Genomic DNA, 21,804 nt, shown 5'->3' with positions numbered 1-21,804 from the left:
TTTTTTTTAAAAGGTTAAACTTAGTCCAAGAGTTGATATTACTGGTATTGGGTAGCCACCACCGTCAACCCCAAAAGATGTTGGTGATCCGCCAGCTTCTGGAGTAAAACCAGATGCTTTGGTCCATGTAAATAAATTCTGAACGTTTGCATACAACTTTAATTGCTGTATTTTTAACTTTTCAAGTATATTACTGTTAATACTGTAATTTAATTGAATATTTCGAATTCTAATATAACTACCATCTTCAATCATGTATGTAGAAGGCAATCTGTTATAATTTGTTGAGAATAATCTTGGTTCCCAGTTTGATGACCCAGAACCATTCCATCTATCTTGAAGGTCTGTTCTAAAGTTAAATTGCGCAAACGAATTTCCGTTACCCCAATTACGATATATTTCATTACCATAAACACCTTGAAAATCTATATTTAAAGAAACATTTTTATATTTTAAATTGGCATAAAAACCGTATGTAAAGTCTGGAGTTGGATTACCAATTAAAGTTCTATCTGCTGGCGTTATCTCACCGTCATCGTTAACGTCTCTGAATTTAAAATCGCCAGGTGCATAAGCACCTAATCTACTAGGAGGCAATGAAGCAATATCTGCATTTGATTGGTATAAGCCATCTACAATATAGCCATAAAAGCTCCCTATTGGTTGCCCTGTTACGGTTCTTGAAGCGGTTCCGTTTGCGAATATAGGTGCGTCTTCAAAAGTTGATAATACTTTGTTGTCGATTGTAGTAAGGTTACCACCAATTGAATAACTAAAATCATCATTAATTTCGCCATCCCAAGACATTTCAAACTCCAAACCTTTATTTTCTATTTCACCGAAGTTATCAAAAAATGTTTGTACACCAGTGTCGACAAATACTAATAGATTTTCGGTTTTTCTATTGTAATAGTTGGCGTTTAACATTAATCTATTAGCAAACCATCTAGACTCAAAACCAGTTTCCCACATTCTTACAGTTTCCCATTGTAGGTTTGGATTTTCTTCAAACTTTTGAACAAAGCCAGGTATAACTTCATTACCAAAAACAGCAGTAGCACCTTGGCTTACCCCTGGATAATATGGGTAATTGGTTCCTCCGGGTAAGGCTTGGTTACCTAAAACCCCAGTTGAGCCTTTAATCTTTAAATAGCTTAAACCTTTAATATTATCCATAAAGTCTTCTTGAGTAGCTACCCAACCAGCACCAATAGACCAAAAATCCTGCGCTCTGTTCTCTGGTGAAAGTTGCGAGGTTGCATCTCTACGGTAAGACATATTTAATAAATATTTGCTATCATAATTATAAATGGCTCTAGATAAAAATGAAGAGGTTGCTCTTTCGGATTGACTTGAATTTGACGTTCTAGTAGATGGATCACCGTAGGGAAATACATTTAAGTACCAAAACCGTTGATTATCTGGAATGATACCTGCGGATGAGCCTGGATCATGTTGCACACTTCCAGAAATGCTTTCTGATGCAAATTGTGTAGTTGTAAAACCTGCCACTGCATTTATATCGTGTTTACCATATTCTTTCGCAAATGAAAGAATGTAATCTTGTTGAAAATTAAACACTGTACTACTAGATTGATTTACCCTTGTAAGTTGATTGCCATTAAAGTTGTCAATTTCATCTGTTTCAGACACATATATTGGTACAATTGGCGTGTAAGATCTAGATCTAAAGTTGTTATAATCACCATATATTGTTGCTTTAAAATTGAAATCCTTTAAAAAATCGATTTCGGCAAACATACTTCCTACAAAACGATAACGCTGAGGAATACTCTTGTTTTTTGTAACCTCTGCAACTAAAAGTGGATTGCCTATTTGTGGCCCACCAATTTGTGCTGGTAACTGATTGTATAAACCATTAAATTCTGGTCTAGCATCAAAATGAATAGGGTCTACAATAGGTGTCGCATTTAATGAAGAGCTAAAGCTACCTGTATTAGGAAGCTTATCTTGAAGACCATTAATGGTCAACCCCATTTTGAAATTATCTGTTAAATTATATTCATTATTTAAGTTAAAAGTAATTCTTTGTAATTCTTCGTCTTTAATTAAACCTTCTTCCATACGGTAACCCAAACCAAAAGATAGTTTGTTTTTTTCAGTAGCGTTTTGTATGCTTAAATTACTGGTTTGTATAAATGCTGATTTATTTGAAATACGTTCTACCCAATTGGTATTACCTGTAAATTTATCATAATGAGAAAATGGAGCAGCACCTTCATTTACAAGTTGCTCATCATAAAGTTCTCTAAAAAGAGTAGCATCAGCCAAATCTGGTGCACCTACAATATTTTTAACACCAATCGACGAGTTGAAATTAACTTTAAACTCACCCTTTTTAGCAGTTTTGGTTGTAATAATAATGACCCCATTAGCACCCCTAACACCAAAAACAGCTAGTGATGACGCGTCTTTTAATACTTCAATAGATTCTATATCATTTGGGTTCACAAAGTCTATATTGTCGGCAAATATACCATCAATTACAAATAAAGGACCTACATCGTATCTACTACTTGTACCTCTAATTCTAATATCAGGAGCTTGCCCTACTTGTCCAGAGTTTACCACACTTAAGCCAGCTACTTTACCTTGTATGGATGCAATAGGGTTGGTAGCTGGCTTATCAGCAACCTCATCCCCTTTTATACTTACAATGGAACCTGTAAGATCACGTTTCTTTGCAGTACCATACCCAACTACTACTACCTCGTCAAGCGTAGCAATGTCCGTAACCATAGATACATTAATAGTTTTTTGGTCACCAATAGTTATGCTAACCGTTTTTAGTCCAACAGAGCTAAACTCAAGGATCTCTCCTCTATTAACTTGTATTGTATAGTTACCATCAAAATCGGTACTAACTCCCCTACTCGTTCCTTTAACAATAACATTAACACCCGGAACAGGCATATTATCCTCAGAATTTGTAACAACGCCCGAAACGGTTAAATTTTGAGCGAAGCCACTAACTGAAAATAGAAAAAATAATAGTAAAATAATTTTTGCTTTCATATGGTTTTAGTTTAATATTTAGTTAGGTACAAGATAAAACCTATTATCACTTTTGAAGCAAAAGCGTTTACGCTTTAAATACGCCATTGAAGATCAAAAGGCTTAATTAGCTTTAATTGACGTATGTTAATTTAATAATAAAGTGAGTTAAATGCAAGTCAAAAACACCACATGACGTAGTAATGACGTAAAAATAATTATGAATAACGTATTTTTTGAAGTAGATTATTCCAGATTTGTCAAATAATCGGACACAGAAATATCATTTTCTAAATCCAGCTTCTTTTTTAACCTGTATCTATGTGTTTCTAAACCTCTTACAGATACATTCATTAAAGGTGCAATTTCTTTATTTGATAAATTCATTTTGATGTAAGCACAAATTTTTAAATCTCTTGGAGTTAAATTGGAATGCTTTGATTTTAAACTCTTAAAAAAATCTTCATGTACTTGGTTAAAATTGTATTCGAAAACTTTCCATTCATCTTTATGAGCTATAGAACTATCAACTTTATTTAATATTTTTTTAAAAGCATATTGATTGTCAAAACCTTCTTTATTATTAGCCAACTCCTTCTTAATATCTTGTAGGGTTTCATTCTTTTTAACCAATGCCAAAGCGGTATTAGCTAATTGCTTACTTTTTAATTTAACTTCATTTTTTAGAGCCTCGTTTTTTAATTGAACTATTCTTTTTTCATTCTCTAAACTTTTCTCTCTAACAATTTCTTGTTGTTCTTTGGCGTACTTTATTTTTAATAATCTTTGTTCTCTATTTATTTTTTGTTTATTATAATAATAAAACATCCCCATACTAATTGCTATAAGGATCAAATAAATGACAATGCCAATAGTATCTTTATACCAAGGCGGCAGTACGTTTAATTGAATTTTAGAAACTTCTGAAGACTTTCCTAGGTTGTTTTTGGTTCGTAACAGTATTGTATATATTCCGTCTTTTAGACTTGATAGTTCTAATTTATTTTTTTCTAACCTTTTCCATTTAGTTGGATCAAGTTCTACTATAGAATACTCAAAAAAATGATTACTTGATTTCGGCGATGATACAGAAACTCCGAAACTACTATTCAACTTTAATGGAATCTTTTTATTTACTTCGAAATCTATTAATCCTTTGTCAATTTCAATATAATCTATTGATGGTTTATATAATTTTATTTTAGAATCTGTTTTACTATCAATAAGCATAAAACCATTATTCAAATTCAATGCAAATATGGAGTCGTTGATCTTTGAAACATTTTCGTTACCTACAATTAGTCTGTTTTCAAAATAGTTATTTGCTAGTGATATTTCCTTTTCATTATCAAGTAAAGATTTAAAACTAATAGCATCATTAGTCGTTTTTAACACTAATTGGTTAACATCTTCTTCAGATATTACATAAGAATTTCTACCAAAGCTTTTATTTAATAAATCATATGGAACAATAGTATCTAATATTGATTCATATTTTAACCAGCCATCATTTGTTTTAAAACAGATATCGTTTTTAATTTTATAAACCCTAATATTAAAATCGGAAAAAAAACCTTTGGTATTATAATTTTTAATATTAGTAATGGTATCGTAATTTTTATCGAATTTAATTTTATACAAACCTTTATAGGCATGAGCAGCCCAAGCTGTATTTTGATTTTCAAAAACCAAATATCTAATGGGTATTGTAGTTTCTCCTAAATGTTTAGATTTCCAAGTGTTATTTTCTTTTTTTAATCGCACTAATCCAGTATAGGTACCTTGAATATATGTGTTGTTTTGTTCTGGAACCTTTTTAATAACCCAACCTCCTGTAACAGACGACACTAATTTTAAAGCATAGTCTTTTACCAAAAAAGTACCCTCATTGTGCCCACAAAATAGTTCCCCTTCAATTTCCTTTAAATTCCACACTTGTCCTTGAGAGCCTTTTATAAATTGTAAATTATTTCTTTTATCCAAATAAAATAAACCTGTGTTACTGCCCAAATAAATGACATCTTCAAACTTAAGAACATCGTACACGGCACCCAAGCGCCCAGATACATCATTAAAAAAGAGGTTGTTATTATTTAAATCAACACAAGCAATACCATTATCTAAGCCCAACCATAATTTATTATCGCTATCTAAATATTGGCTTAAAACAGTATTGTTAATTAGTCCATTTTCTTTATTTATATGAAAAATTACTTTTCCTTCATTATTTGTGAAATAAATACCATCTTTAATAGTCCCAAAGGCCATATTGCCCTTATTCAATAAAGAAAAACCATTTAACAAATGCTGCTTTATAACATCATTAATTTCAAAATCTACAGGTTTCAATATATTGTTTTCATAAATCAAACAACCTTTAATCGATGTTATTAAAAGTAAACTTCCTTTATAATTAGTAATGAACAAGACTTTAGTGTTGTCTAAAATCTTATCCATAATTTTCAAGACTAATTCATTGTTTTTTAACTCATAAATACCATTACGAAGCGTTGCCACATATAATTTATCATCAACTACACTACATGAAATAACAATAGATTTTGGTTTTATCTTTTTAATTTCACCATTAAACATGTATATATATATGTTTAAAAAAGACCTAAAAGCAATACCTTCTTTAAATGGCAAGATCTGCCAAATTTCCTCATTTGGTGAAATTTTTTCTTTTATTGAATCGCTTATAGAAGTATAAATTAATGTGCCTTTAGAATTCTTTCTCCAATATCCAAATTCCTCATAAGACCCTGTGTATATTAATTCTTTATAGGCTAAAACAGATCGAATGGTAGTTTTATTTGGCAGCTCCATAAAATCCCATTTAATGCCATCATATTCTAACAACCCGTTATTATTAGCTACATATAGCATGCCATTTTCTGCTCTTGACACTCCCCAGTTTTGATTCCCTGCGTTATATTCAGATAAAGAATAATTTTGAAAATAAGGAGTAAATTGAGCTATTAATGTTTGCGACATCAACACTATACCGAAAAATAAAAAAGAAAATTTGAAATGTTTTATGAGCATATTCTGGAGTATGAAAACAACTTACTGATAGTACTAATAAAATATGTTGTTACTAACAAAAATAATGAAATTAAAACCAAATTTATTTAATTAGTAAATAGCTTTTGAAAATTAATGGCTTCTTAAACCTAATCCCTAAGCAGGATTTGAACTTTTAAAAAATCTAGCCCAGTTTTATCTAATCTTTGATACCGGAATTAATTGTCAAATTTATTGTTACAAGTTCAATAGAAATAGCTTACACTAAACTAGCGCATTGGTATAAACCAGTAGAAGGATCCGGATTTAAAGCCTTCAATACAATTGCCAACACCATACAAATAAACTATCGTTCAATTTTAAATTACTTTATCAACAGAAATACAAATGCTTCAACGGAATCTTTCAATGCCAAAATAAAAGCCTATAGAGCGCAATTCAGAGGTGTTAAAAATGTAGAATTCTTTCTTTTTAGGTTAACTAAAATTTTTTCTCAAACACAATAATTGGGATTGATCCATTATTCTGTACCCATCGAAATAAAAAAAGGGTCTCAATCTCTTGAAACCCTTGTTATTCCTAGTAGCGGGAACTGGACTCGAACCAGTGACCTTCGGGTTATGAGCTTAAAACTTAGTATTGTTAAAATCAAGCAAAATCATTTAAAATCAATTATTTATAAACTAATAAATATTTTTCATATTAGATTAAAATCATCCAAAATCAAATTATTCTGTACTTATTCTGTACTAGTTTTTAGTATCTTTGTTTTTTCTAAAAAGATAATTATGGCAAGTATCAAAATTGTATTGCGTAAAAATATGATGAAAAAGGACGGCAGTATTCCTTTGGCTATTAGAATTAGCGAAAACTACAAAACTAACTATAAATGGATCGGCCAATATGTTTTTGAAAAGGATTGGGATAAAGTTACAGGGAAAGCCAAGAGAACCCATCCAAATCATAAAAAGCTAAACAACTTTTTGATGAAGAAATTGATAGAGGTTAATGATTTGTATTTTGATTCTAAAGATGAAAGGATAACACCTAAACAGGCTAAACAAAAATTGAAAGGACCAGGTGGTTCTAAATCATTCTTTACAGTTGCAGCGGAAAGGGTTAAGAGTAAATATGATCGCGGAACTTTTTCAGTAGCTAAGTCAGAGCTTTCTATTTTATATAATATTGAAGAGTTTCTTATTCTTAAATCTACTTTACCCAAGAGTGACTCAATTGAGGCAATAAAACAAAGAAGAAAGGACAGAATAAGTAGAGCAATGAAATCTGAATACTCTTTTATAGATGGCATAACTCATTTTAAGACAAATAAGACTTTGAAGTTTCGCGATATAGACCAAGCATTTTTAGAGCGGTATAAAACTTTCTGTTCCGCCTACTTAAATCAGAAAACAAGAACCATATCGAATCAACTAATATTTATCAGAACCCTTTTTAATATTGCTATCAAAGAAGGAACTGTAGCTTCAAAATTTTATCCTTTTGCAGGTGAAAAAGAAAAGATAAAAATTGGTTCGGGTAACAAAATAGGCCTAACAACAAATGAAATTGAGAGAATAGAATCTCTGCACTTTCAGCCTCAATCATCAATTTGGCACACACACAATGTTTGGCTAATTGCTTTTTACTTTGCAGGTATACGCATATCTGATATAGTCAAATTAAGGTGGTCGGATTTCAAGGATAACCGACTTTATTATGTGATGAATAAAAACGAAAAAGCCCTAAGTCTTAAAATACCCGATAAAGCTAATATCATTTTAAGTTTTTATAGAAATAACCAAAAGGAAAATGACGGATATGTATTTCCCTTTTTAAAAGGTGCCAATAATAAAAATGCAGAAGATATTTTTATTAAGACTAGAAATGCCACAAAATTATTTAATAAATATTTAAAACGAATTGCTATAGAATGTGACATCGACAAGAATTTATCAAATCACATTGCTCGTCACAGTTTTGGAAATATTGCAGGAGATAAAATCCACCCTTTAATGCTACAAAAATTATATCGCCACAGCGATTTAAAGACTACTCTAAACTATCAAGCTAATTTTATTAATAGGGATGCTGATGATGCCTTAGATAGCGTAATAAATTTTTGAAAGTAAAGTTTTATTTAAACAAATCACTGACTATGTTGATTAGGTGACTTAAAACGGTAGAAACTTTAATAAATATCAGATTCAAAATTTCAGCTACGCTAATTGAGATTTTAAAATTCAATAAAAAAAGGTAATTCAAAACAAGATTTTATCTTTTCTATAATGAGAGAAGAACCAAACAGTATTTGAAGATGTAGGTAGTTTAAGAGCAAAATATAATGATAAACTTAAAAATTGCTGTTTATTCAATATTGATCAAACTTTATCTTCTTATGTTTCTCGTCATAGTTTTGCAACTAATGCCATGCTTCAAAATGTTCCATTACAGGCAATTTCTTCGATGCTTGGATAAGTAAGCTGAATACAACTCAAATCTATCTTAAATCGCTTCCAAATGAAATTTTAGACAGATACAACGAAAGATTAACTCTCAGTTTTTTAAATGATAAGTACTAAATCCCGATAAAGAATTAAACCAATGATTTAGCGCTTAACCAAATCCAACAGGGTAGTCCAAAATTTGGCCAACCCCATGATTGTTTTGAAGAAATTTGATTAATAAAATTTGCATCGTTTTGGTGTTTTGATATTTTTTTTAATTTTTAAGAACATTGAAATAAATTTTTAAAATTTTTTGTTTTTTAAAGTTTGTTTATGTTTTATACTGTTTGTATATGTTTATTTATACGTACCAGTGCTTGTCCAGCACTTGTCCAGCACTTGTCCAAATTTTGGTACAGCATCGGTACACTACTTGTCCCAATATTGGTCAACCTCCTTTAATTTTATTTGCTCTAATTTGAGCATTTTTAACATCTTAAACATTATTGCTTTTTCTAAAATTATCAAAATCGATTTTGTCCAACTTTAGTTTCAAAATGTCATTTCCAAAATGCCGCTTTTCGTGATTAATTTTATTAAGAAAATTTGTCATAAGTTTTCTAAACTTAAAATTTTCATCTTTTATGCGCTCATACTCCTTTTTGTAATATAATAACTCTTCATTTTCTGCTATGAGTTTTGGCTGACCAAATCCAAAATCATCCTCCACTTCTTTTTCAATAGACGCGGTTTCTTCAAAAAGGGATTGCAAGATGGCCGTAGTGGGTTTGTGGTGTAATTTTTCAATATTCTTAATGATGGCAATCACCGCATTGGAACGTTTGATAATTTGTCCTTTTAGCATGGCAATGGTATCTCCCAAATTATCTTCCGGTGATATTCCATTGATTTCAAAAAAGTCCACCATGTGATGCAAGGTCATGGACTGCGATTTGGAAATGGTTCTGCAATAATTTCTAAAACGTTTAGCCACCGAAGTTTTGATCTTGATGGTTTCAAATTTCTCTTTTTCATAACCTTTGTCCATTTTTTAGTAAAAAATATGTTGATTTTACTGGGTTGCGACGGTTTTTTAGTAAAAAAACATTAAAGTGTCATTAAATTAAAAATCTTCAATCCCACTGATAGCAAGGGATTGAACTAAATATAGAATTATGTAACATCGCATCGCGTGTTACCCTCTTGCTCTTCCTTTTTCGTCCCGCAGGGATCAAAATTCTCAAACAACTTAAGGTATAAAAACCAAGTTACTTTTTCTTTATGCCCGCTCTTTTAAAGATATTGTATTGTTTTTTGAAACACAAACGAGGATTGGTTTCAAATGGTTGGTTTTAGTTGCAAAACTTATGATTTGCAATACATCTTTGGATTTGGACGTCAGATTTTCAAAAAGTGGCTCGTGAAAACAAAAAAATAAGACCCTTTGAAATTCTTCAAAAAGGTCTCATTTTGGTGTGTTCCTATTTAGTTTCAATCATATGTTAAACACACTTTAGAGCATTTTATACCTTCTAGGATTTAAGAAGTATGACTTGTAGATGCAAAAAACATATATTAGTTGCTTTAATCAAAGGTTAAATTTTATTTGCTATCGCAATTTTTTTAATCAGAAAACCTATGATTTTTGAGGAAACAACTATGGGCTTATGTGAACTATTGATCTTATTTTTTTAAATATTAGACAACATAGGGTTACTTTTATACTTTTATTAACTCTTATTTTGAGGTGTCTTCAATTACGACTGCTGGTTTTAACACAGTTGTTTTCTCTGCTGGAACATTAGCAATTGGATTCAATAAACCATAATCATGAATCACTCCAACTAGTTGTATATAGTTTCCAATTTAGTTGCTCAATCGATTTTTGAAGCATTGTTTCTGCATCTTCAATGTTTTGATAAGTTAACTCCGTTAACTCTAATATCAATTTGTCTGTTTTTATTTTCATTTTAACTTATTTATTAAAAGTCATTTTTTCTCCATCGATGGGAATCAATAATTGTGAATCAGAAATACCTTTCTGGTTTGCAAATGTTCTTAAATGCAACCTACTTATTGTTGCAAGATCAAGCGATTCCATATGAGTCGCTACAATTTGAGCATATGGTGCAAATTCGCACACAGCTACGGTTTGCTTTTCGTCCATAATGACAGGTTCTTCATCTCTAACCCAAACGGCACCACATGAGTGTGTGACAATAATACTTGGTTGTAACTTCTCAATTATTTTTTGCACTTCATTATACCATACGGTATCTCCCATCCAATACAATGTCGGTTCATCCTTATGCTGGAAAATATAACCTGACACATTACCCATCATGAATAGTCGATCGCCATGACCATGCTGTCCAGTTGTACGAGTGATGGTAATGTCATCTAAAGTCCATTCGGTTTCAAGAGCTTGAATATCAGTAAATCCTTTATAAGTCATTGCCTTGACATCTTCAGGCTGACAAAGGATCTGTTGTGATTTTGGTATCACTTTCTCCGCTTTTTCATCAAAATGATCTGGATGCAGATGTGAAACCAAAACAGTATTAACACCATTCAGTATTTCTTTAATACTTATCGGCAAATTGGTTGTTGGGTTTTTGGAAATACCTGCAAATGTCGGCTGTGAATATTTTTCACCCAAATACGGGTCAATTAAAAACACCATCCCACCATAATCTAATTTAAGGGTTGCATTTCTTATGAGTTGTAGTTCCATAATTTTAAAGTTTTAAAATTCATTGCTTTTTGTCTGGCACATCATAATTGCCTTATAGAATGATTTCACCGAACGTGTGATTTCTTCTGGCGTCGTAGCCCAAGAACACACACTAACTCGAATCACTTTATTCCCAAACCAAACAGAACCTCCAGCCCAACACTCTCTCAATTCTTGTACATTTTTTAAAACTTGTTCCGTTATAGCATCCGATTCACATCTCACAATGACTTGGTTAAAGACAATGTCATTGTCAATTGTAAATCCTTGACTCAATTTAATTTCGGTCGCAAATTGTTTTGCTCTTTCATGCATATTCAAAATCATTTCATCAATGCCATTTTTACCCAAGTATTTAAGTGTTGCCCACAATTCAATGATTCGCGCTCTTCGCGACATCTCTGGTGTGTAAAACATCCCATCGCGTTCGGCGCTTTGAATGATGTAACTTCCAGTCATGTGTAATGCCGCAGTCATCGCTTCACTATCTTCACACATTACGATGCCACAATCATAAGGCGTATTCAAGGTTTTGTGCCCATCCACTGCCCAAGAATTGGCTTTTTCAATTCCTTTTGTAAGATGCTTTAATTGACTCACTGCTTGTGCCCACAATCCAAATGCACCATCAATATGTACCCATGCACCAGCTATTTGGGCTTTTGAGCATATGGAATCAAAATCATCAAAGGCTCCACTATTCACGTTTCCAGCTTGTAAGATGACTATGGTACCACAATCCAAGTCTGGAATTTCATCTACTTTCATTCTACCTTGAGAATCACCATCCACCCATTCAATAGCATCCTGCCCTAAACCGAGAATCCCAATAGCTTTTAAAACCGTAGAATGGGCGTGCCTTCCAGCAACAATTCTAATTTTGGGAGCATTCATCAATCCTTGTTTATTAACATCCCAGTTTTGATTTTTTAAAATTCTATAACGAGCTGCAGCTAAACCACATAGATTGGCAGAAGAAGTGCCGCTTACAAATCCAGCCGAGGTTCTTGTAGGCAAATTAAATAAATCTATTAACCATTTTTCGACTACAGATTCCAGTTTTGAACCTATTGGAGACAATACGTGCATTGCTGGAGCTTGGTCCCAATAAGTTGCCAAATGTTTTGCTGCCAAACCAATTGGCAACGCGCTACCCGTGACAAAACCAAAATACCTACCTCCTAAAGTGGCAACGGTTGCTGGTTTTCCATACGTATTTAATTGCCTTAAAACAGCTTCAGAACTTGTTGATGATTCGGGTAATTCTTCATCAAAATTCGAAAGATTAAGTAAGGCCTCTTTAGTTGGAAACACGTTTCTGTCAAAGACCTCATCGAGATACTCAAATGCATAATGTTGCGCATTGTAGAGTAGCGTTTTATCCTTCATTTCTAAAAACAATTTTGATTGAATACTTGGTTTCATGATATCAATTTGTTAAAAGTTTACCATATTGTAATAATCCAATTTGTCCATAAAGGCCAATGTGATAAAAACACTGTCTATTAATCCATGAATCAGAATCGTTATCCACAGATTATAATTATATTTTACATAGACCGCTCCGAAAATAATCCCAAAAACGAAGGTTGTTAGTAACCCACTCAAGCCTTGATAGGCATGAGGAAGAGAAAACAAAAGTGCAGATATTAATATCATCGATACCGTTTTGTGCTTATATTCAGGAAGGATGTGTTTGAATTGCATAAACATAAATCCTCTAAATAAAAGTTCTTCACCAATCGCTGCACTAATCCAAATAAACAATAGATATTTTAGGTATTTCGAAGAATCGTGAGCAATGGATTGAAATATGGAATAGTCAGGGCTTTCATTTGCTATCCAATTGATGATGGGCTGAATTATAAAACTAAATATTGGTTCTATGATGACGAAAAGTAATAAAGCAGAACCTATTATTTTTAAAATTCCCAAATCAGTTTTAAACCCAACTTCCGACCATGAATGATGTTTCCAGTATGTGAAAATCAAAATTGTGACTATGATTATAATAAAAGTATAAGGGAAGACCGTCCATGGGTTAAACATCAATCCGTAAGCAATGATTAATTGCAGTAGTGCAAAGAGTGTCTCCTTTTTATGGTTTAACCTTGATAATTTTAGAATGGTTTTCATTTTAATAATGGATAATTATATTTTACTTCATTTTTTAGTGAAATAATTAATGTAAATCATAATGACTCGTTTTTTAGTAATTAACTCTTCTTACTTCACAATTATAACACCCTGGACTAGCATTATGTATATGAATGTATTCTATTTTCGTGTTCTCAAAAATCTGTTCAATTATCTTTTTCGTATCCAACCCTTTTTCGGTTTTCGCAACTTTCATAAAGCCTTTTTTGTCGTAACCTCTAAAAGACAGGAGTCTATGATTTAGCATTACTGGAATTTCATTGTATTGAAACTCTTTCGTCTCGATTCCTTTTCGGACAAAAATGGGCCCTCTAGATTTATAAGGAGAATTTGTTTTATGAAATTCATAAGACACTAAAATTACCTCCTCTCCAATTTCAGCATCTTCCAAACTTACACGACAAGGATACCCAGGCTTTTCATTAACAATCATTCGTTTTATACTTTGTTTTTCCAATTCTATATCAGATTTTTCAAAAAGTGATATAAATTCTTGATGATTTAATGCGTTAATTTTGAATTTCATGTTTTTGTTATTTAATTAGTTATTATAGGTTTAAAGGCATATTAGTTTGTTATATCATGAGAATACTTTTGTGGAAAAATATAATTCCATTTACCAACTATCCCTGTAACTGAAACTTCACCCATTGGCAAAACATTATTACTAAAATCTGCTGTAGAATATGTAGTAACAATAGCACCTAAATTATTTTGCTTTATCACTTGATTCCCTTCAAATACTTGTTGTCCATTTGCACTTTCAAAATAAACACCTACTAGTTTAACTCGTTTACCTTGATAATTCCCAGTATTGAGTTGTTCAATTGTTATTAGTTCAGGTTGTACAACTAAATTTTCAGCATATTTAGCTACTTGTGAGATATTAATATAATCCATTATATATTCACCATTAACAACCCTACCTGTTCCATTTTTTATATTAACTCTTACTTTATCACCTAACTTATAAGTATTTGCTGTAATAAATCGAATCATTATTCCGCTAGTGTTATCTTGTATATAAACCGCTTTTTCGTCAATTACATTTTTGTCTGAAGTAATTATACCTTCAATAAAATAATCAGTTGGTACAAACCAATCGTTTTGATTTTGACTAAAATTTGATTTTAATTCTGCAATTGTGTTTGTTGCACCTGGCTGAAAATCGTCTTCAATTATAGTCGCTGTAAACTCATTATTTTCACCGATTTCTAATGTTTCTGATGTCTCAATTATTTCAAATAAAATGTTGCGATTGTCTAAAATCATATTATCATTTATAGGAATAATTTTAAAGCTAGTGCTTTGTGCATTTTGATTGAACGTTAGATGTATACTATTATCAACTGCTTCAGGAATTGTATAAAAATGCGTTCCATAATTTATACCTGCCGGTGATATAATTTTTATTTTGGCAACTGACCCATTCGGGACTGAACTTGTTGTATTTAACATAACCGATAAACCCTCATTGTTATTCTCATTTATTTGACCTATTGAGGTGTTAAAGTTTAGCTTGTTAGCCCAATTGATTTGTGCTTCAAAAGTTACTTGAGTGTTATTTGTACTACCAATTGAAAACCCAGTAGTTGAATTGCTTAACTTTAGGTTAAGTGTTTTTTCAATTGAATAGTTTTCATTGGTCTTATATATAATAAGATTTGTTGATTGAGTATTAATTAATAGCTCAATTAATACTTTTCCGTTTGAAACTTCTGGAATCGTGATATAATCAGAACCATAAGTTGCATTACCTGATAACTCGATTGTAATAAAACCATCTATAAATGCTTTTGGCTCAAGCTTTAAAGGAATAATAACAGAGTCCATTTGTGGTGTAATAGTATAGTTTTCTTGAATAAAGGAAACTTTTGATGTAGCTCCTGAATTCCCTCCAGAGTTATTGTCATCGTCTTTACTACAACTTAAGATTGTAATAGATAATAAAATTAAAAATAATAGGCGATTAAAATTCATTGTTTTCATAATGTTCGTTTTTTTGATTTTTAATTTTTGATGGTTGATTAAGACTGTTTTTGCAATTATTTGTTACAGTTCTTTAAATATTTATTTGCAGATATTACGTTGAATTTATTTGGAATAATTATTCTAGATTAAAAAAGTAATTTGAAGTATAAGTATGATAAACCATTAGCTCAATATGAACTAATGGTTTATCTAACTAATTGTTCGCTTTTTGATTATACTGTTTTTTCTGCTGTAAATCCAGCGTCATTAACTGCAGCAATTATTTCAGTTTCGTCCATATTACTTGATGTAACAGTTAATGTCTTCTTAAGAGTAAAAAGATCTACTTCCCAATTCCCTTTTCCTAATTTCTCATCCAATGTAGGTGTTGCTTTTGTGATACATCCACTACATTTAATATTTGTTTTAAATTTTAAATTTTCCATGATCTAATTTATTTAATAATTAATAATTGAGTTTTATACCTTCAAAGTTTTTACATAAAAAACAGAAATGAACACTGCAAAACCACTAATAAATGATGCAGCAAGAAATGCTACTCTAAAGCCTAAAATCAATGATTCTTGCGATGTAGTATTTAATACTTCTGCGGAATGGGAAATAGCAGCAGCTATAGCAACTATAATGGCCAATCCTAATGCTGATCCTATCTGATAGCTTGTGTTAACCAGCCCTGAAGCAAGTCCGGAGTCTTCTTGCTTTGCCCCTGAAATTGAAGCAATAGTACCTGGTATATAGGCTAAAGACATTCCAATAGCGCCTAAAAGAGATGCTGGCAACACATGGATTGTAAAGTTTCCATTTTCTGGTACCATACTAAAGAGTATGAGCGATAGGGTTAAAAAAATCAAACCGAGAATTAAATTAGGTTTAAATCCAAATTTTTGAACCAACTTACCTGAGAACCCCACCATTAAAATCATAATGGTAATGGTCATTGGTAATAATGCTAATCCGCTGTGAAAAGCCGAATAATTAAGCACTTGTTGTAAATATAAATTCAAGTAAAACCATAACGGAATCCATGCACCTGCTAATAAAGCCATGACCACATTACCTGCCGAAAGGTTAGGTGTTTTAAAAATCGACAATGGTAATAATGGTTGCTCTTTTTTCTTTTGAATAATGAGAAATAACGCAAAGAGGATAATTGAAACACCAAATAAGCCAAATGTTGATAATGATGTCCATCCATTTGATTCTGCGGTAACAATTGCATATACAATGAGCATTAAAGATACAGTTGCCAAAATAGATCCTAATAAATCCACTTTTCCAGCACGTTTTTCTCCTTTGAGTAGATAGCGTGGAGTTGTTAAAAGTACAATCAAGCCAATAGGAATGTTGATATAAAAAATCCATTCCCATGATATCCATTGTGTAATAACGCCTCCTAAAAACACCCCTGCAGATCCACCAGCCGCTGCCGCTGCACCCCAAAAACCTAAAGCCTTACCTATTTCTTTCGGGTCTATGAACATGGTAAAGACCATCGTTAAGGCTGAAGGGGCTATTAAGGCAGAACCAATTCCTTGTAATGCTCTCGCCACATTCAATGACACATCAGACCAAGCCAAACCAGCAAATAAGGATGCCAAGGTTAGTATGGCAAAACCAGTCGTAAATAGTTTTCGTGCTCCAAAAATGTCGGAAAGTTTTCCTCCTAACAATAAGAAGCCTCCGAAGGCGATAACATAAGCATTAAACACCCACTGTAGCCCTGATTGCGTATACCCTAAATCAGCTTTTATAGCTGGTAAAGCAACACCAATTATTGAGGTATCCATGATGACAATAAACTGTGCCACACATAGTATAAATAAGGCAGCCCATCGCAATGGATAGCTCCCTGCATCATTTGTTGTTTTATTTTTATTTGTTTTCATAATCATTTTATTTATAACAAAACTATAGGATGTTACCTAGATAAGTTTTGCACAATTTTGTGTGTTTTTAATAAAATTTATTGAATTGAAAAATTAAGTTTACCCACTGCTCTTTGAAGCTCGGTTTTGTTTATTTTAAGATTGTAAATAGCATATAAAAAATTTATTTGAGATGTGGTCAACGCGAGTTCTGCGTCAGTAACTTCCAATTTTGAACCTATGCCATTACTATATCTATTTGTATTCATTACATAGTTAACTTCGGCAGCCTCCACAGTTCTTTTTTGAGTTTCATACTGCAGTTTGGCATGATTCCAATCGCTTATAATGGTAGCCAATTCGAGTTTAACAGCATCGTACAAATCTTCTATTTTAATTTTTTCCTGTTCTAATTTTAATTGACTTTGTTTAACTTTTGAAGAAGTTCGACCTCCATTGAAAATAGGAATGGACAGATTTGCACCAACAAAGGTTGTATTGTGCCAAGTTTGATTACTTAATTTCATATCATCAGCTTGAGATTGTATCTGATATTGACCAATTAATGAAACTTCTGGATGTCTAGTTGCTTTAATTGCTGCTAGCCTTTTCTCTTCCAGTTCAATGCTTAGCTTTTGAATTGCAATATCTTGCCGACTCAATTCTTCAACCACGATATCGTCATCCATAACATCAATCGCTTCACTATTTTCAGCCACTAACAAACTGTCTATGAGGTCAATTTCATTTTGTTCATCCCAACCAATTAATTGTTTCAATTGTGTTTTGGATATCTCAATTCTGCTCTTTTGATACGCGACCGAGGTTTTCAAATTTTCAACAACGATGTAACTACTTAAAGTATCTGTTTTCAACCCTTTGCCTTGTAAATAAAGTGACTTAGCATCTTTTAGAGCTTTTTCATTTCTATTAAGACTTTTTTCTAAGAGCACTAATTGATTTTGATTTAGTAATACTTGATAGTAAATTTTAGTGATTTCTTGAATAAGTTGGCTCTCAACATCAGCTGTTTTTTCCTGTTCAATTTTTTCTTCAACTAAAGAGGCTTTTAATGCTTCTTTAGTTCTTTTTGAAAAAAGTGTTTGGTTCAAAGAGACTACGCCATTATATTGCTGAAGCCCTCCTACACTCACATCTTGGACAGCGTTATTGGTTCCAGCAAAACTTCCTGGAAGGAAAATAACCTGACGATCAAAATATTTAGAAACATTTCCATTAAAGGCTAGGTTGGGTAAAAATTCACCTCTAGCTTCTTTTACAGCTTGTTTCGCTCTTAACTCTTGAAGATTTTGAATTTTCAAGACTTTGTTACCTTGAGCAGACAACGCAATGGCTTCCTCTAAACTTATGGTTTTTTGAGCATGTGCTTTAATTCCTGTAAAAAAGACTAACAGGAGCATCACTGCTTTAATTATATGTGTTTTCATTGTAAACGATTTTAGGTTTATGACTAATTTCTAATGAAGGATGTTCTTCTTCAATGACCTCCTGATGCGCTTTAGCGCTTGATAAATAAGAATAGACTGCAGGAATAATAAATAGTGTTAGTATTCCAGCGAAAATCAAACCGCCAGCAATGACAATCCCTAAAGATTGACGACTATTAAAGGTTAATGCTATTGGCAATGCTCCAAAAATCATGGCCAATGAAGTCATTAAAATTGGTCTGAAGCGTTGTACAGCTGCTTGTGTAGCGGCTTCAAATTTTGAAAGTCCTTTTGCTTTTAAATCATTGGCGAACTCTACGATTAGAATACCGTTTTTAGTAATTAGTCCCACAAGTGTGATAATACCAATTTGGCTAAAAACATTCAAGCTTTGATCAAACCAATACAGGCTCAAAATAGCTCCTGTAACTGCCATTGGCACAGTTAGCATTATAATTAATGGATCTCTCAAACTTTCAAATTGAGCTGCCAGAATCATATAAATAATAAGAAGTGCTAATATTAGAGTAAACAGAATATTGCCTTGACTTTCTTCATAATCTCGGGCTTGACCTGCTAAACTTGTTTTAAAAGTTTCACCTAAAACATCATTTTTAATAATCTCCATTTCTTTAATACCTTCTTCAAGACTCACTCCTGGTGCAAGCGCTGCTGAAATGGTTGCAGAAGTGTATTGATCGTAACGGTAAATGGCTGCAGGACTAATCCCTTCATCCATAGTCACTAAATTATCCAACGATATCATTTGTCCATTAGAAGACCGCACATTGATGCTGCGTAAATCACTGATGTCGTTACGCTGTTGTTTTTCAACTTGACCAATCACTTCATACTGTCTGTCATTTCTCAAGAAATAGCCATATCGTTGTCCTGATAAGGATAGCTGTAACGCACGTGATACTTCTTGAATAGACACTCCCATTAAGGCTGCTTTTTGTCTGTCAATATTTATTTTTACTTCTGGTTTATTCATTTTTAAATCGGAGTCCACAAACATTAATTTTGGACTCTGGCGAGCCGCTTGTAAAAATTTAGGAAGCACTTTATTAAGACTATCTAAACTTTGTGTTTGTAGAACAAACTGAACTGGCATTCCGCCTCCGTATCGCGTACCAATAGTAGGTGGCATATAGGGGAAGAGTAAGAAATCTCTAAAGTTTCCTGATGCTGCTCCATATTGATTGTACAACTCTTGAGCAGACATTTTCCTTTCTTTAGGATCGTTTAAGTAAATACTTTGTACTGCAACATTTACTGGAGCAGGTGCTGGAATAAATGAAATCGCCACCATTGAGTAGGTTTGGTATAAACCATCGGTAGATTCGTTCACATATTTACCAACTTCGGTCATCCCTTTTTTCATATAGTCAAAGGATACACCTTCAGGTGCTACTGCGATAAGGCTTATGTTTGAACGATCTTCAAGTGGTGCCAATTCTGAAGGCAGGGATTTTCCAACTACATAAATTAACGCACCTGCGAAAACCAAAAACACCCAAGCCATCCAACGGTTTTTCATAAATACCGTCAATAATCTTTCGTAACCATTATTTAATCTTATAAAAAATGGCTCTGTAGTTCTATATAACCAATTTGGTTTATCTTGTTTCTTCAGGAGGTAAGCACTCAACATAGGCGATAATGTTAATGCTACGAACGCTGAAACCAATACGGAACCAGACACTACAATCGCAAATTCTTTAAACAATTGACCGCTAATTCCACCCATAAAAATGATTGGTGTAAATACAGCTGCTAATGTTATAGTGGTTGAAATGACGGCAAAATATATTTCTTTAGATCCTTTAAAGGCTGCTTGTATTGGTGTCATGCCTTCTTCTACTTTTTTATAGATGTTTTCCAACACCACGATGGCATCATCTACCACCAAACCAATGGCAAGCACTAATCCCAAAAGTGTTAATACGTTTATTGAAAATCCTGCCAAATACATGATGAAAAATGCCGATAGAATCGATACAGGAATTGCCAAAACCGGAATAATAGTTGAACGCCAATCTCTTAAAAACAAGAATATAATGAGCACTACTAATCCGAAGGCAATGAATAATGTCTCCTCAACTTCTTTGATTGACTCTCTAACAGGTTTTGTAAAATCAAAACCAACAATTAATCGGTATTCTTTAGGAACTTCTTGTCGTAATTGATCAAGTCTTTGGTAGAACTCGTCAACCACCTCGATGGCATTGGCACCTCTTTGAATTTGAATGGCAATACCCACGCCTATTCTATTGGAATTATTCGTTCCGTTGATAATAGCTGTACGTTCATTCATTTCACCTAATTCAGCAAAACCAATATCTTTAAGTTTAATAATGGTATGTCCATCTTGCTTAATAATCATATTATTAAACTCTTCGGCAGTGGTTAATCGCCCGATAGATCGTACACTTAATTCATTATTATCGCCTTCAATTCTACCGGATGGTAAATCAATATTCTCTCTCAATAACGCTTGTCGAATATCTTCAGGTGTTAATTGAAATGCTGCCAGTTTGATGGGGTCAAAACGCAATCTCATTGCATATTTATGCTCGCCTACAACAGCAACACGATTAATTCCAGGAATGGATTGAATACGATCTTTAATGATGGTTGAAGCTAAATGACTCACTTCTTTGATGTCTTTTGTATCACTTTCTACTTCGAGAAATGCAACCAAATTATCAGGTGAGGATGCCTTTTCGACAATGGGTGGATCTACATCTGCAGGTATTTGATTTTTAGATTTTGATACTTTATCTCGCACATCGTTTAGTGCATCTTCCAAATCAATATCTCTATTAAATTCTACCGTAATGATACTTACTTGCTCACGAGATTCGGACGAAATGGTTCGTAGCCCATTGGCTTCTGCAATAGACTCTTCCATTGGTTTCGTGATTTTCGAAGCAATTACATCTGGACTTGCGCCAGGATAAAAGGTCACGACTGAAATCACAGGAGGTTCGGTTAGAGGAAATTCTCTAACACCTAAATTCATCCAGCCTACTAGTCCCATAATGACAATTAAGGCAGAAAACACGCCTGCCAAAACGGGCTTTTTTATACTTAATGATGGTAAATTCATGATCTTTTTT

Annotated in this window: 14 protein-coding genes; 2 read left to right on the top strand and 12 right to left on the bottom strand. The window is 32.7% G+C overall.

The features are described 5' to 3' along the window. Positions 1 to 6: 6 nt before the first annotated feature. Both VP395_RS14630 and VP395_RS14625 read right to left on the bottom strand, forming a co-directional pair. The gene (locus VP395_RS14630; protein WP_346242769.1) at positions 7 to 3,036 is read right to left on the bottom strand and encodes a SusC/RagA family TonB-linked outer membrane protein; all 3,030 of its coding nucleotides are present in this window, start codon (positions 3,034 to 3,036) and stop codon (positions 7 to 9) included. 225 nt (positions 3,037 to 3,261) lie between these two features. Further along, complete coding sequence (locus VP395_RS14625) at positions 3,262 to 6,012, bottom strand: helix-turn-helix and ligand-binding sensor domain-containing protein (RefSeq protein WP_346242768.1); 2,751 nt, start codon at positions 6,010 to 6,012, stop codon at positions 3,262 to 3,264. A 236-nt stretch (positions 6,013 to 6,248) separates the two neighbouring features. Here VP395_RS14625 and VP395_RS14620 point away from each other — a divergent pair, with 236 nt between their 5' ends. Next, on the top strand, positions 6,249 to 6,548 hold the full coding sequence (locus VP395_RS14620; RefSeq protein ID WP_346242767.1) for a transposase: 300 nt from the start codon (positions 6,249 to 6,251) through the stop codon (positions 6,546 to 6,548). A 282-nt stretch (positions 6,549 to 6,830) separates the two neighbouring features. Further along, the gene (locus tag VP395_RS14615) at positions 6,831 to 8,165 is read left to right on the top strand and encodes a tyrosine-type recombinase/integrase (protein WP_346242766.1); all 1,335 of its coding nucleotides are present in this window, start codon (positions 6,831 to 6,833) and stop codon (positions 8,163 to 8,165) included. An 817-nt stretch (positions 8,166 to 8,982) separates the two neighbouring features. On the opposite strand, the gene VP395_RS14610 is transcribed toward VP395_RS14615, so the two are convergent. The 10 genes from VP395_RS14610 to VP395_RS14565 form a co-directional block, all read right to left on the bottom strand. After that, a complete protein-coding gene (locus VP395_RS14610) occupies positions 8,983 to 9,534 on the bottom strand; it encodes a BfmA/BtgA family mobilization protein (RefSeq protein ID WP_346242765.1) in 552 nt (183 codons plus the stop codon). A 927-nt stretch (positions 9,535 to 10,461) separates the two neighbouring features. After that, complete coding sequence (locus tag VP395_RS14605; RefSeq protein ID WP_346242764.1) at positions 10,462 to 11,220, bottom strand: MBL fold metallo-hydrolase; 759 nt, start codon at positions 11,218 to 11,220, stop codon at positions 10,462 to 10,464. A gap of 12 nt (positions 11,221 to 11,232) precedes the next feature. Beyond that, positions 11,233 to 12,645: a pyridoxal phosphate-dependent decarboxylase family protein gene (locus VP395_RS14600; protein ID WP_346242763.1), complete on the bottom strand. Its 1,413-nt coding sequence runs from the start codon at positions 12,643 to 12,645 to the stop codon at positions 11,233 to 11,235. Positions 12,646 to 12,657: 12 nt separating this feature from the next. Beyond that, complete coding sequence (locus VP395_RS14595; protein ID WP_346242762.1) at positions 12,658 to 13,212, bottom strand: CPBP family intramembrane glutamic endopeptidase; 555 nt, start codon at positions 13,210 to 13,212, stop codon at positions 12,658 to 12,660. A gap of 217 nt (positions 13,213 to 13,429) precedes the next feature. Further along, positions 13,430 to 13,903, bottom strand: a complete 474-nt coding sequence (locus VP395_RS14590; protein WP_346242761.1) for a DUF1203 domain-containing protein — start codon at positions 13,901 to 13,903, stop codon at positions 13,430 to 13,432. Between the two features lie 41 nt (positions 13,904 to 13,944). Beyond that, a complete protein-coding gene (locus tag VP395_RS14585; protein WP_346242760.1) occupies positions 13,945 to 15,366 on the bottom strand; it encodes a DUF5689 domain-containing protein in 1,422 nt (473 codons plus the stop codon). Positions 15,367 to 15,581: 215 nt separating this feature from the next. Next, on the bottom strand, positions 15,582 to 15,794 hold the full coding sequence (locus tag VP395_RS14580; RefSeq protein ID WP_346242759.1) for a heavy-metal-associated domain-containing protein: 213 nt from the start codon (positions 15,792 to 15,794) through the stop codon (positions 15,582 to 15,584). Positions 15,795 to 15,827: 33 nt separating this feature from the next. Next, positions 15,828 to 17,207: an MFS transporter gene (locus VP395_RS14575; RefSeq protein ID WP_346242758.1), complete on the bottom strand. Its 1,380-nt coding sequence runs from the start codon at positions 17,205 to 17,207 to the stop codon at positions 15,828 to 15,830. Positions 17,208 to 17,332: 125 nt separating this feature from the next. Beyond that, positions 17,333 to 18,682, bottom strand: coding sequence for a TolC family protein (locus tag VP395_RS14570; RefSeq protein WP_346242757.1), 1,350 nt, complete (start codon positions 18,680 to 18,682; stop codon positions 17,333 to 17,335). Continuing rightward, positions 18,663 to 21,794 carry an efflux RND transporter permease subunit gene (locus tag VP395_RS14565; protein WP_346242756.1) on the bottom strand — a complete coding sequence of 1,044 codons (3,132 nt, stop codon included), beginning with the start codon at positions 21,792 to 21,794 and terminating at the stop codon, positions 18,663 to 18,665. Before VP395_RS14565 ends, VP395_RS14570 begins: the two co-directional genes overlap by 20 nt. Between the last annotated feature and the right edge of the window lie 10 nt (positions 21,795 to 21,804).

Origin of the sequence: Mariniflexile soesokkakense, from assembly GCF_039650365.1 — a bacterium.
GTDB lineage: Bacteria > Bacteroidota > Bacteroidia > Flavobacteriales > Flavobacteriaceae > Mariniflexile > Mariniflexile soesokkakense.
Note: the sequence above shows the minus strand (reverse complement) of the source record. Positions and strands in the feature narration are given on the sequence as shown.

What these genes read in the sequence shown, in the direction of transcription:
- VP395_RS14625 (WP_346242768.1), bottom strand. Translation starts at nt 6,012, where the DNA reads ATGTCGCAAACATTAATAGCTCAATTTACTCCTTATTTTCAAAATTAT.
- VP395_RS14580 (WP_346242759.1), bottom strand. Translation starts at nt 15,794, where the DNA reads ATGGAAAATTTAAAATTTAAAACAAATATTAAATGTAGTGGATGTATC.
- VP395_RS14600 (WP_346242763.1), bottom strand. Translation starts at nt 12,645, where the DNA reads ATGAAACCAAGTATTCAATCAAAATTGTTTTTAGAAATGAAGGATAAA.
- VP395_RS14630 (WP_346242769.1), bottom strand. Translation starts at nt 3,036, where the DNA reads ATGAAAGCAAAAATTATTTTACTATTATTTTTTCTATTTTCAGTTAGT.
- VP395_RS14610 (WP_346242765.1), bottom strand. Translation starts at nt 9,534, where the DNA reads ATGGACAAAGGTTATGAAAAAGAGAAATTTGAAACCATCAAGATCAAA.
- VP395_RS14570 (WP_346242757.1), bottom strand. Translation starts at nt 18,682, where the DNA reads ATGAAAACACATATAATTAAAGCAGTGATGCTCCTGTTAGTCTTTTTT.
- VP395_RS14585 (WP_346242760.1), bottom strand. Translation starts at nt 15,366, where the DNA reads ATGAAAACAATGAATTTTAATCGCCTATTATTTTTAATTTTATTATCT.
- VP395_RS14615 (WP_346242766.1), top strand. Translation starts at nt 6,831, where the DNA reads ATGGCAAGTATCAAAATTGTATTGCGTAAAAATATGATGAAAAAGGAC.
- VP395_RS14605 (WP_346242764.1), bottom strand. Translation starts at nt 11,220, where the DNA reads ATGGAACTACAACTCATAAGAAATGCAACCCTTAAATTAGATTATGGT.
- VP395_RS14590 (WP_346242761.1), bottom strand. Translation starts at nt 13,903, where the DNA reads ATGAAATTCAAAATTAACGCATTAAATCATCAAGAATTTATATCACTT.
- VP395_RS14565 (WP_346242756.1), bottom strand. Translation starts at nt 21,794, where the DNA reads ATGAATTTACCATCATTAAGTATAAAAAAGCCCGTTTTGGCAGGCGTG.